Below are 11,874 nucleotides of genomic sequence, written 5' to 3' on the forward strand. Positions count from 1 at the left end.
TGGATACCGAATGTTTCCCGCCAGCAATCTCCAGGCAACCATGGAAGCCCTGAATGAAGAACACCTATGATTTCGCCGTGGTCGGCGGCGGACTGGTCGGTATGGCGATCGCTTATGGTCTGGCGAAGCGCGGCCAGACCGTCGTCGTACTGGACGGCGAAGATGCGAGCTTTCGCGCCGCTCGCGGCAACTTCGGGCTGGTCTGGGTCTCGGGCAAGGGCCGAAAGAAGCCCGATTATGGGCGCTGGTCGCTCGAGTCGTCGCGGCTGTGGCCTGCGTTCGCCAGGGAACTGGAAGAAGCGTCGGGCCTGAGCCTCGGCTATTCACGACCGGGCGGATTGAACATCGCCTTGACCGAGCAATCGCTCGCGGCAAGCGTCGAGAACGTCGATTACCTGTATCGCCAGGATGCCCGGCTCACCTACGACGTGCTAGATCATCGCATGCTGAAAGCGTTGGTACCCGACATCGCCGGCGATGTCGTCGGTGCGGTCTATTCGGAGAACGACGGCCATGTCAGCCCGCTTTACACGCTACGTGCCCTGTTCGCGGCATTCGAAAGAGCGGGCGGCGACTACATGCCGAAGGCGACGGTCAGCACGATTGAACGGCACGGCGACGGATTCCGTATCGACACGGAATTGGGAACGTTTCGCAGTGCAAAGCTCGTGTTGTGCGCCGGGCTCGGGAATCGCGATCTCGCTCCGATGGTCGGCCTCGACGCCCCCGTGGTTCCGCTGCGCGGCCAGATCCTGGTGACCGAGCGCGTCCAGCCGTTCCTTCATTACCCCACCCTGTCGGTGAGGCAAACTGCTGAAGGCTCGGTGCTGCTCGGGGAATCCGCGGAGGATGTGGGCATGGATGCTGGCGTGACCGCGGATATCGTCGCGCACATCGCCCGTAAAGCCATCAGGCAGTTCCCCTTGCTGCAGAGCGTGAACGTGGTGCGAGCGTGGGGCGCACTGCGCGTAATGACGCCGGACAGCATGCCGATTTACGACGAATCACTTGAGTGTCCCGGTGCATTTCTCACGACCTGCCACAGCGGCGTCACGCTCGCCGCGGCTCACTGCGAACTGCTGGTGCCGTGGCTATTGGGCGGTCAACGCCCCCCCATTCTCGATTATTTCCATGCAAAGCGATTCCATGTTTAGCCTCCTAGAAGGGAGCATACCGAAGCTGGTCCGGATCGAGATCGACGGCAGGCATGTCGACGTACCGGATTCGCTGACAGTGGCCGCCGCGCTGCTGTATGCCGGCGTTCACACCTTCCGGCGAACGCCGGCCGGCAATGCGCCGCGAGCACCGTTCTGCATGATGGGCGTGTGCTTCGACTGCCTCGTGCAGATTGACGATCTGCCCAACCAGCAGTCCTGCATGGTCAAGGTCATGGAAGGTATGCGTGTGAGCTTCATGAACGGCGCGAGGGACATTCAATGACGATCGAATCAGTCGACCTCGTCGTGATCGGTGCTGGGCCCGCTGGCATGGCATGCGCGCTTCGAGCCAATTCCCTCGGTCTGAAAGTTCTGGTGATGGACGAAAACGCGTTGCCGGGCGGGCAGATCTACCGCAACGTCAGCCGTTCGCCGCTGCCCGACCCGGCGCGACTAGGTGCGGATTACACAGACGGCGCCGAGCTGGTGAAGCAGTTCAGAGCCTCCTCCGTGTCGTACTGGCCGGACACGCTGGTATGGCAAGTGGGCCGGTCGCTGGACATCAGCTTTACACGTCGAAACGAAACGGCGGCAAGCGGCCAGATACACGCCAATGCACTCGTCATCGCCAATGGCGCCTACGAGCGCCCCTTTCCAGTGCCAGGGTGGACGCTGCCCGGCGTCATGGGCGTCGGTGCGGCTCAGACACTCGTCAAATCGGCCGGCCTGTTGCCCAACGGGCCGACGGTGCTGGCAGGCAGCGGGCCGCTGCTCTACCTGTTCGCCTGGCAACTGATTCAGGCAGGCCGCCCGCCCGCCGCGATACTGGAAACCGCGCCAGCCGCCAATTACCGTCATGCGCTGAAGCATCTGCCCGCCGCTTTACGCAGTGCGGACTATCTGCTGAAAGGCATGAAGCTGCTACGCGCGATCAGGAGAGCGCGCGTCGCCCACATTCGCAATATCAGCGAACTCGCTATCGAAGGCGCCGAGCGAGTGGAGCGCATCAGCTATCGGTCAGGAGGACAATCGGCCACGATCGCAGCGGAGCTCGTCCTGTTGCATCAGGGCGTGGTGCCAAACGTGCAACTGACGCGCTCGATCGGCTGCACTCACGACTGGGACGAAGCGCAACTCTGCTGGCGTCCGCGCACTGACAGCTGGGGCGAGACATCCGTGCCGAACGTCTTCACGGCGGGAGATGGCGCCGGTATCGGCGGTGCGATCGGAGCACGGATCAGCGGCGAGATGGTCGCGCTCGCCATCGCGCATCGCCTTGGGGCGTTGAGCACTGAATCGTTGAGTGAACACGCGGTGCCGCTGGGCCGTCAACGCGGTCGACACAGCCGCGTCCGCCCGTTTCTCGACACGTTGTATCGCCCGAGCCCACCTTTTCGTCGTCCATCGGACCAGACAATCGTCTGCCGCTGCGAAGAGGTGACGGCCAGTCAGATCCGTGAGATGGCACGCCTCGGCTGCGTCGGCCCTAATCAGACCAAATCCTTTTCCCGCTGCGGGATGGGTCCATGTCAGGGCCGTCTCTGTGGTCTGACCGTATCGGAGTTGCTCGCCGAGCATAACGGTCAGCGAATGGACGAGACGGGCTACTACAACATCCGCCCTCCTATCAAGCCAGTGAGTCTGGGAGATCTGGCGGTCTCCTATATCCCCGATGAAAACGCAGCGAAACCAACCGAATGGGTCCCGAAATGAGTGATGCGCCTGTACTGAGAAGTTCCGGCAATGCGCGCATGAGCAAAATGGTGCGCTTTGGAAACCTCCTGTTCCTGGCCGGACAAACGTCGTCCGGGCAAGCGCAGGCACAGTCGATCGAGGAGCAGTGTCTGGAAGCGTTCAGCCGGATCGACGCGCTGCTGGAGCAGGCGAACAGCGACAAGCGAAATCTCCTGTCTGTGACGATCTATCTGAAGGACATGAGCGACTTCGATCGCATGAATGCGGCATGGCAGCGCTGGGTCGATCCCGATCACCTACCGGCGCGTTGTACGGTGCAGGCGACACTCGGCTTGCCAGAACTGCTAGTCGAGTTCAGCGTCACCGCTACCGTCCAGGGTTAACGACCGGCGGCTCGCGTTACTGCTGAACTACCGCTTTTAATCTTGCTCGGGCCGGACCGCTCCGCGGTCCAGGCGAACCACGTCTGGTCGCTAGAACTCAACCCCTATTTGGGTGCCGTTGCAGGCGTAAAAGATATAGCGAACGACTCCGGCGCGGACAGGATACTTCGAGGGCTAAATCCGCTGCGTAGCGGTTAAGAACTGGCTGGAGCGACGTATCCCCGTGATCATGACCGGCTTCGCGCTGCCTTTGCTTTTTGTCACCGGCACACTTCGGTGGTGCCAGAGGCACAATGCAAAGCTGATGTCCCACACGACGAATTGACGATCCAGGCGAGGGACGAGTTCGAACGACCTTGCCCCTCGAAGGACGGCGCGGCCGTAGCACGAACCTCGTCAGTACACTTCCGTCAGAACTTGTGGCGGATCCCAACCGCGGCCAGTGCCTGCGTATCCGAGCCGGAATTGACGCCGTACGATCCGATCGATGCATTAGCCGCGATCACACGGCCTGCGCTATTCAGCGTTGTCCCGCTGGACTTCTGGTAGCCCGCTAACGCATACAGCTCGGTGCGTTTTGACAATGCGTAGTCGTAGCCGATATTGAACTGGTTATAACTCGCCGAAGCAGCGCCATCCGATTTGGTATAGTTGTACCCGAACGCCGCGCGTGAAGCCGGCGTGAACTGGTACGCGGCCAGCACTGCGCCCGAGTTGAATTTTTCGGTCTCGCCGAACGTCGACAGGCTGTCGCGACCGTACTGCATATTGCTGTATGACAGGCCCAGGGTCAGCGCGCCCAGCACGTATCGCGCACCAACTCGCGCAATCTGGATCGACCTGGCCGATGAATAGCCCTGATTCACCACGGTGCTGAACAGCGAATCGGACGAGCTGGTCCACGTGCGCACACCGTTGGTCGCGGTACGGCCGCCATTCGCATAGAAATAGCCGGCCGCCAGCGCAAACGGTCCTTGCGTATAGCTGGCGCCCGCGCTGTAGGTCTGCCCCTCTGCCACGCTGCCAGCCGCTCCGCCGAACGCGTACAAAGCCTCAAAACTCAAACCACGATAAGTCGGACTGACGTACTTGACCGAGTTACTGACACGCAGGCTGTTGTCGTAGTTGTCCGCGTCGCCCGGCGTCGCAAAGGTGCCGCCGAAGTACGAATCGCCGGTCAGAGGCTGAACCACATCCACGACCGGATCGTATTGCCGGCCGAGCGTAACCGTGCCCCAGTTCGCGCCGCTCAGCCCGACCACCGCCTTGCGGCCGAACTCACGTCCGCCCTGATTCAGCACGCCGGTCCCCGCATTGAAGCCGTTTTCGAGCTGAAACAGCGCGAGCAGACTATTGCCCAGGTCCTCGGTCCCGCGCAGCCCCCAACGCCCGCCCGACATCGTGCCGCTGGAGAATTTCACCAACGTGCTCCGGTTCGCGCCACTCGTTCCCGCTGCGTTGTGCACGTAGGCGATGCCGGCGTCGACGATCCCGTAGAGGGTGACACTGCTCTGTGCATGGGCCGTGGCCGCGGCCGACATTGAGCCGACCGCGATCAGCGATGTGACTGTACGTTTCATCTTCGATTCTCCAGGAGTCGTATTGCTGTTTATGGTGTTGCGTGGGCTATTGCTCGAGGTACCGCTTGAACTCGATTTCGCGGGGCGTGACGAACCACCGCGCCGGACGGCGCGTCGTTCTCCAGTAGTCAGTTTTTTCCCGCGCGCCGTCAGCCGCTCGGGCCGCGACGACGCATCCGCGGAAGTGGCCGCTAAATCTCGATGAGATTCAGGAACTGGCGCACCCGGGGACTGCCCGAGCCGCCAAAGAAAGCTTCGGGTGTCGTATCCTCGACGACCACCCCGCCGTCCATGAACACAACCCGGTCGGCGACGTCCTGCGCAAAGCGCACTTCATGAGTGACGACGAGCATCGTCATCCCTTCTTTGGCGAGCTCGCGCATCACCACGAGCACGTCCTCGCGAAGCGCCGGATCGAGTGCGGAGGTCGGTTCGTCGAAGAGAATGACTTCCGGCCCCATCGCCAGCCCCCGAGCAATCGCGACGCGCTGCTTCTGCCCGCCGGAAAGACGCGCTGGGTACTCGTGCGCCTTCGCCGCGAGACCCACCCGGTCGAGCAGGCGCATGCCACGCTCGACGGCTTCGCTTTTTTTCATGCGCTTGACGCTGACCAGTCCTTCCGTCACGTTTTCCAGCGCAGTGCGATGCGGGAACAGATTGAAGGATTGAAAAACCATCGCGGTACGCTGGCGGATTGCCTTGATCTTCTTCTGATCCTCCCGCGAAATTTTCGGAGTGCCGTCACGCACGACTTCAATGCCGCACACCGTGATTGACCCCACGTCCGGCATCTCCAGGAAATTCAGCGACCGCAGGAGGGTTGTTTTGCCGGAACCCGAAGGGCCCATGATGACAACTACCTCGCCCTGCCTGACGCTGAAATCCACACCTTGCAGTACCTTGTTCGTGCCGAACGATTTGGCGAGCCCGCGTACGGTAATCGTATTGATATCTCTATTCACTGGAAGCGCCTCGACACGCGGTTCTCAAGGATCGTTTGCACAATCGTCAGGATCTGGTTGATAAGCCAATAGATGAAACCGACCATCAGGAACATCTCCATGTAGCGGAACGTCGAGGCACCGACCTGATCAGCCACACGCGTCAACTCGACCACAGTGATCGTCGAGGCGAGCGACGTGTCCTTGATCAGCGCAATCATCCGGCTGCCGACCGGCGGGATGGCGATGCGCAATCCTTGCGGCAGAATGACCCGCGACATCGCTTTCCAGTAACCCATGCCGAGCGACATCGCCGCTTCCCATTGGCCGCGGTCCACCGCGTTGATACCGGAGCGGAAGTTTTCGCTCAGATAGGCCGCCGAAAACAGCGTCAGGGCAAGCAGCGCGGCAGGCACGGGGTCAAGCACGATCCCGTAGCGCGGCAAGCCGAAGTACAGCAATAGAATCTGTACCAGCAGCGGCGTGCCGCGGAATACGGAAACATAAGCAAAGGCCAGAGCGCGCAGCGTGGCAAAACGGGAGATGCGCGCCAATGCCACAAGCAGACCGAGTGTCGACCCCAATACAAAGGAGCTCAGTCCCAGAAAAACGGTCATCAGCACCGCGCTCTTGAGCAAAGGAAGCGAGCGAACGAACAGTTCCAGCATCGACTACTCCTTCTGCTCTTTGGCTTTCGCGATCGTGCCGACCATGTCGTAGTTCGGCCCGACCCATTTTTTTGCCAGGCGCTCGACCGTTCCATCAGCCATCATGTTATCGATAGCTTTATTCACCGCCGCCAGAAGCGCGGGCTGGTTTTTCGCGAGCGCCGGCGCGGACAACTGATAGATAAGCGGCTCGCCTACTTCTTTCACTGGCAGATGGTTCACGTTCGCGTACTTCATGCCACCGAAGTGCGAAATGATCACCGCGTCGATTCTCCCCGTACCAAGATCGCTAAACACGAGGCCGCCATTGTCGTAGCTACGGATATCCGAGTCCTTGAGATGCGTCCGCGCCCAGGTCTCGTTGCTCGAGCCGGTGGTGACCCCGATGCGCTTACCCTTCAGGTCGGGCTGGCCCTTGATGTCCGTGTTGTCCACCCGCACGAAGATGCGGAAATCCTCGACGCCGTACGGAAGACCAAAGTCAACCTCCTTGCTGCGCTCGGGTGTCGGGGTGAGGTCGTTCATCACGATGTCATACTTGCCGGACTTCAGCCCTTCGACGAAATTCTTGAACGAGTCGGCGACGAAGACGACCTTCGGCACGCCGATCCGCTTCGCTAACTCCTTGGCCATTTCGACGTCGTATCCGGCAGGCTGGTTACTGTTGTCGAGCAGGCTCCAGGGCGGACTGCTTTGCGTATTCGCCACGCGAAGCACGCCGGTTGATTTTGCGCTCGCGAGGAGATCGGTCGCCTGAGCCTGGGTAACCGCACCGGCCAGAAAGCCGAGTACGAGCCAGGCGGCGAATCGGGTATGGCGCATCCAATTTGTAAATCGGTTCATCTTGCTCTCCTCCAAAGTGTGGTTTGAATATTCGGTGGTCATGCGCCCGCTCCGTCTGCCACGCGCCTGAACGCATCGAGCGCCGCCTGCAAGTCCTGCAACAGCAACCCCGGAGGTTCCAGTCCGATCGACAGCCGGATGATGGGCTGATCGGTTAGCGGGAACGGTCGGTCCGCCTGCAACGGCGCCGGGTAGAAAGCCGCGAGACTGTGCACACCGCCCCAGCTTGCACCGATGGCGAAGTGCTGCAATGCGTCAAAAAAGGCGGTGAAAGCTTGCTCCGGTGCGGGCTTGAGAATCAGCGAAAAGAGACAACCATTGCCGTTGAAGTCCCGCTTCCACAAGTCGTGGCCTGTGTCCGACGCCAGCGCGGGAAACAACACCTTGTCGACCAGCGGCTGCCGCTCCAAGGCTTCGGCGATCTCCAGGGCGGTGCGACTCTGCGCGGCAAACCGCACCTGTAACGTCTCAAGTCCGCGCAGTACCAGAAAACAGTCGTCAGGGCTCGTTTGCTGCCCCAGAATGCTTTGCGTTTCGCGCAGCGTCGCGTAATAGCCCGTGTCGTTCATGCTGATCGAACCCAGCAACAAATCGGAGTGGCCTCCGAACAGCTTGGTAGCCGCCTCGACACTGAAGTCGACGCCATGATCGAGCGGCCGGAAAGCGAGCGGGCTGGCCCAGGTGTTGTCCATCATCGTCATCACACCATGACGCCTCGCCACTGCCACGATTGCCGGAATGTCCGGCATTTCCATCGTGACCGTGCCGGGCGACTCCATGCAGATCAACTTCGTGTTCGGCTTGAGATACTTTTCGATGTCGGCGCCGATCGCCGGCGGATAGAGTTCCACGTCGACGCTGAAGCGGGCCAGCCAGTTCTGTGCGAACGTCTTCAGCGCACCGTAACAGGCCGCTGAGACGAGCAGATGGTCGCCGCCTCGAACGAAGCCCATCACCGTCGTCATCAACGCGGACTGGCCCGACGGCGTGACCACGCAGTGAGCGCCACCCTCGAGTGCCGCGATCCGCCGCTCCAGTCCACGCGCGGTCGGCGTACCGGTAATGCCGTAACTGAAACCGTCCGGTTGCCGCTCCTTGCGGCGCGCGAAGTCGGCCAGCGAATCGAACACGACGGTCGAGGCGCGCATGACTGCGGGCGAGAGGCTGCGAAACGGCTGATGAGCGGGCGGGTTCTGGTGGATGTCTTTCATAGCTGTCTTGAAGTCCTTGGGAAGCGAAATTGATGAAATGAAGTTTACTTACCTGCAGGTTTGACTCAACATCAGAAATAATTAGGTCGATAAGCAGGGGTTATATGGGGATACGCGATATCGAAGTGTTCCGGGCTGTCATGACGGCCGGCAGCACGAGCAAGGCAGCGGGTCTGCTCGAGATTTCGCAGCCAGCCGTCAGTCAGGCGATCCGGCGACTGGAAACAATGGCGGACTTCAAACTGTTCGAGCGTGTGCGCAGCCGGCTTGTGCCGACCCAGGAAGCCGTCGCGTTGATGCGCGATGTCGACCGGTATTTTCTTGGCTTTGAAGTCATCGAGCACCGCATTCGAAGTCTTCGCTCGTATGGTTTGGGACGGCTTGCGATCGCCTCGTTACCCGCGTTGGGCACGGGATTTTTGCCGCGAGTCATTGCAGCGTTCGACGCCGCCGCGCGCGACGTGCAGATCTCGCTACAGGTGATGAGCTCGCGCGAGGTTCACGAGAAAGTCTCGGCGGGGCAGGTGGATTTCGGTCTGATGTCGGATGAGATGTCCATGGCCGGTCTCGAGCATTCCGCATTCGTCAGAATGCCCGGTGTGGCGGTGATGAGTGCGCGACACCCGCTCGCGGGGCGCCCTTCTATCAAGGCGGCAGAGTTGGTGGATACACCTTTTATCGCGCTCAATCCCGAAGACAGCACGCGCTTGCGGCTGGAAACGCAACTGACCAGCCTGGGCATTGCGCTAAAACCGCTGGTCGAGACGCCGTACTCCCATACGGTCTGCGAACTCGCGCTCGCTGGTGTGGGAATCGGCATCGCGCATCCGATCGTTGCACTGGACTTTGTCGAACGTGGTCTGGTCGTCAAGCCGATCGACGTCGAAGCGGTGTTCACAGGCGTACTCGTGTTCAGGCCCGGCACGCCGCTGGCCGAGAACGCCAGGCAGTTTCTACGTCAGATGCGGATGCAACTCGGGATCGACCAGAAAGCGTTGGAGGTAGCGATGGGCGCTCATGACCTGGCGGGACTGAAGCCGCCCGTTTCGAATCGGACACGTCGCAAGAGCGTGTCGCGCGGTAGCGCGGCGAAGAAATAGGACGACGACCAACCGTCATGTAGCGAGCAAAAACGGCTCGGCAGGAACACAAGAATCAATCGATGGGCGCTGTCCAGTTGACAGCAAAAGCTATCTGGACAATAAAATCTTTACATTCCAGTCGACCGGTCACATGCAGTACCCCGTTATTATCGGGTCAATCCGGCGCGTGCCGAAGAAATCACGCCCAGTGCCCACAGCACAGCATCGAATGAAGGTCAGACGGGCTATCCGCCCCTTTACCCCGCGATTTCTTCGCTCGCCGCAGCGCCGCTCCCATCTGACCGGCAATGTCCCGGATAGACACGAGCGCATGTACCAGCGCCACCACGCCAGGTGGTAGAACCACACGAACGCTGCGCGATACGCCCGGATCCACTCCGGGCGGATACCGGTTCACGGGAAGCTCTCAAGGGTGCGGGTCCGGGCGCCATCACGCTGATCGTCATCCAGACAACAGTAGCCACGGAAGTGGGAAGGGCAGCAGGCAGGCGGCAATGAACGACCCGAGCGGCAAACAGACGGTAAGTGGCAAGCGATTTTTCATGTCGTTCTCGCGCCGGCATGGTCATTTCGATTTTTCAGCTTGCAATCCTCGGCATGGTAGCCGGATCGAATCGGGCGCCACCGATCGACAACAGGCAGTGGCCGGCCCATGAACCGACAGTCGCGAGGCGAAGCAAAATGGCAGGTCATAGGCTCACAACAGCCATTCGACTTTGAAGAAACTTTTGATTCAAACCCCCGAGGCTCTGTTTGGTTTTATCCGCTGATCGGCCGACTATGAATGGAACAGATCATCGACGATCCGCCGCCCCGCGCTATGACCGCCCATGAGCGCATCTGCTTCACTGGGAAATGGCTTGCCTTGTGATTCGCCAAAACGCAGAGGGGAGAAAACGGCTACTGCGACATCAGCCTTGCAGATCCTCACCACCGCTACATATCCAAATCCTTCCGTAGCGGTGCACCCGCGACTCCAATCGAAGTCTGCCTCAACGGCGATTTCGATGTCGAATCCCTGATATTGGTATGTGCAGTTCATGGCGCCACATCTACGACTTGCTTCGGCATCGGCCCCGAACCGTCGTGTTCGACAATGGCCATGTGCCGGAAGAAAAGCTCAACGATTTCCCGGGTCGGTACACTCGTGGAAAGCGTCCCGATCTTGACGGGCGCGAACCATTTGCATCTGGCGATTTCGTTGCTCGGCTGTGCAATCGATTGATACGCCACCTCGGCGAAGAATACATAGTGCAGCGTGTTGAATCCGCTGAACTGAAAAAGGTAAGTCAGTCCGGTCGCGGTGAGTGTCGTTTCCTCCTCCAGTTCGCGCAGTGCGGCTTCGTGCGGCGCTTCTCCCCGATGGATTCGGCCGCCCGGAAGTGCCCATCGCGATCTCAGCCTGGCAACCAGCAGGATACGGTTGTCTCGGACACACAAAACGGTTGCCCTCTCTTTCATTGATGTCTGTCCGTTTGATAGCAAGACTCTGAAAGACCTCAATCATAATTTAGCTTGTTGATGACGTCTTTTTGGCCGCGCACGCTACCGTAAGATCGTGCCAATGCGGAATTCACAGGCTGCGGCAACGTAGAGCGAAGTAAATTCGTCACCTCGAAGTAAATCTATGGTCCGCCCCAGATTTGCAACCCCTTGTGCGTGAGGACAGGTTGGCTTGCTCAAATCTATCCGGCGTCCTTGGTTAGGGCTGAGCCCCGCGCCATGATGAAGTTCGCGCCTGCAGCTCCCATAAAGTCGTGCGGCTTTCTAAGCCTCATTACTTCCCGGGTTTTTCCGCAGGCCGGTGTGCCGTTCCGGTCATCAGTGTCAGGCGTCGCAAAAGCCGAGGTGTTGATGGGTCTCCTAGAAAGGTTCAGGCCGGCAAGGCCACAGGTCCTGCGTTAAAGCTCGTGTGTCGGGCGACTATCGCCCATGCGATTCGGGCCAGCTTGTTGGCCACCGCGCACGCCACGACGTTCGAATGACGCCGGCTGGCCAGCACGCGGGCCCATTCCGCGAGGGGCCCGGTTCGCCTGTCCAGAAAGCGCATGTATGCCCGGGCGCACTGCACAAGAAGACTTCGGATATGGCTATCGCCACGTCGACTGACCCCGAGAAGGTTGGATTTTCCGCCGGTACTGTACTGACGGGGCACAAGACCAAGCGAAGCTGCAAAGTCTCCACCGCATCTGAACTGTGTGCCGCCGATCTCAGAGGCAAGCACACTCGCAGTGATTGGTCCGATCCCCGGAATGCCCATCAGTCTCTGCCCCGCGTCGTCATCAGCAAGCTT

General features: G+C 60.3%; 14 protein-coding genes. 6 read left to right on the top strand and 8 right to left on the bottom strand.

Annotation, left to right across the window (positions count from 1 at the left end; translation table 11 throughout):
• The first annotated feature begins 53 nt into the window (after positions 1 to 53).
• From BCA01S_RS29955 to BCA01S_RS29970, 4 genes are read left to right on the top strand one after another with little or no spacing between them, the layout of a single operon-like run.
• Positions 54 to 1,154 (top strand): NAD(P)/FAD-dependent oxidoreductase, encoded by a 1,101-nt coding sequence (locus BCA01S_RS29955; protein WP_027780059.1) that lies wholly within the window; start codon positions 54 to 56, stop codon positions 1,152 to 1,154.
• Complete coding sequence (locus tag BCA01S_RS29960; protein WP_027780060.1) at positions 1,147 to 1,440, top strand: 2Fe-2S iron-sulfur cluster-binding protein; 294 nt, start codon at positions 1,147 to 1,149, stop codon at positions 1,438 to 1,440. Before BCA01S_RS29955 ends, BCA01S_RS29960 begins: the two co-directional genes overlap by 8 nt.
• Positions 1,437 to 2,870, top strand: coding sequence for an NAD(P)/FAD-dependent oxidoreductase (locus tag BCA01S_RS29965; protein WP_027780061.1), 1,434 nt, complete (start codon positions 1,437 to 1,439; stop codon positions 2,868 to 2,870). Before BCA01S_RS29960 ends, BCA01S_RS29965 begins: the two co-directional genes overlap by 4 nt.
• 38 nt (positions 2,871 to 2,908) lie before the next feature.
• The gene (locus tag BCA01S_RS29970) at positions 2,909 to 3,235 is read left to right on the top strand and encodes a RidA family protein (protein WP_244146071.1); all 327 of its coding nucleotides are present in this window, start codon (positions 2,909 to 2,911) and stop codon (positions 3,233 to 3,235) included.
• 410 nt (positions 3,236 to 3,645) lie between these two features.
• Here BCA01S_RS29970 and BCA01S_RS29975 read toward each other — a convergent pair whose 3' ends face one another.
• The 5 genes from BCA01S_RS29975 to metC form a co-directional block, all read right to left on the bottom strand.
• Positions 3,646 to 4,815: a porin gene (locus BCA01S_RS29975; RefSeq protein WP_027780063.1), complete on the bottom strand. Its 1,170-nt coding sequence runs from the start codon at positions 4,813 to 4,815 to the stop codon at positions 3,646 to 3,648.
• A 191-nt stretch (positions 4,816 to 5,006) separates the two neighbouring features.
• A complete protein-coding gene (locus BCA01S_RS29980; RefSeq protein ID WP_027780064.1) occupies positions 5,007 to 5,765 on the bottom strand; it encodes an amino acid ABC transporter ATP-binding protein in 759 nt (252 codons plus the stop codon).
• 8 nt (positions 5,766 to 5,773) lie between these two features.
• Positions 5,774 to 6,424 (bottom strand): amino acid ABC transporter permease, encoded by a 651-nt coding sequence (locus BCA01S_RS29985; protein ID WP_027780065.1) that lies wholly within the window; start codon positions 6,422 to 6,424, stop codon positions 5,774 to 5,776.
• A 3-nt stretch (positions 6,425 to 6,427) separates the two neighbouring features.
• Positions 6,428 to 7,309, bottom strand: a complete 882-nt coding sequence (locus BCA01S_RS29990) for an ABC transporter substrate-binding protein (RefSeq protein WP_244146072.1) — start codon at positions 7,307 to 7,309, stop codon at positions 6,428 to 6,430.
• The gene (metC, locus tag BCA01S_RS29995) at positions 7,306 to 8,478 is read right to left on the bottom strand and encodes a cystathionine beta-lyase (protein ID WP_027780067.1); all 1,173 of its coding nucleotides are present in this window, start codon (positions 8,476 to 8,478) and stop codon (positions 7,306 to 7,308) included. The genes BCA01S_RS29990 and metC overlap by 4 nt, the downstream gene beginning before the upstream one ends.
• 104 nt (positions 8,479 to 8,582) lie before the next feature.
• Here metC and BCA01S_RS35600 point away from each other — a divergent pair, with 104 nt between their 5' ends.
• A complete protein-coding gene (locus BCA01S_RS35600) occupies positions 8,583 to 9,578 on the top strand; it encodes a LysR substrate-binding domain-containing protein (protein WP_084166999.1) in 996 nt (331 codons plus the stop codon).
• A gap of 497 nt (positions 9,579 to 10,075) precedes the next feature.
• Complete coding sequence (locus BCA01S_RS38195) at positions 10,076 to 10,237, top strand: hypothetical protein (RefSeq protein WP_156955112.1); 162 nt, start codon at positions 10,076 to 10,078, stop codon at positions 10,235 to 10,237.
• 122 nt (positions 10,238 to 10,359) lie between these two features.
• On the opposite strand, the gene BCA01S_RS30005 is transcribed toward BCA01S_RS38195, so the two are convergent.
• The 3 genes from BCA01S_RS30005 to BCA01S_RS37515 all read right to left on the bottom strand — a co-directional run.
• Complete coding sequence (locus BCA01S_RS30005) at positions 10,360 to 10,623, bottom strand: hypothetical protein (RefSeq protein ID WP_027780068.1); 264 nt, start codon at positions 10,621 to 10,623, stop codon at positions 10,360 to 10,362.
• Positions 10,620 to 11,042 carry an NUDIX hydrolase gene (locus BCA01S_RS30010; RefSeq protein WP_027780069.1) on the bottom strand — a complete coding sequence of 141 codons (423 nt, stop codon included), beginning with the start codon at positions 11,040 to 11,042 and terminating at the stop codon, positions 10,620 to 10,622. The genes BCA01S_RS30005 and BCA01S_RS30010 overlap by 4 nt, the downstream gene beginning before the upstream one ends.
• Positions 11,043 to 11,454: 412 nt before the next feature.
• Positions 11,455 to 11,874, bottom strand: a 420-nt coding sequence (locus BCA01S_RS37515) for an IS110 family transposase (protein ID WP_027780070.1), incomplete at its 5' end; no start/stop codon positions are given.

Origin of the sequence: Paraburkholderia caledonica NBRC 102488, assembly GCF_000685095.1 — a bacterium.
In the GTDB taxonomy this organism is placed as follows: Bacteria; Pseudomonadota; Gammaproteobacteria; order Burkholderiales; family Burkholderiaceae; genus Paraburkholderia; species Paraburkholderia caledonica.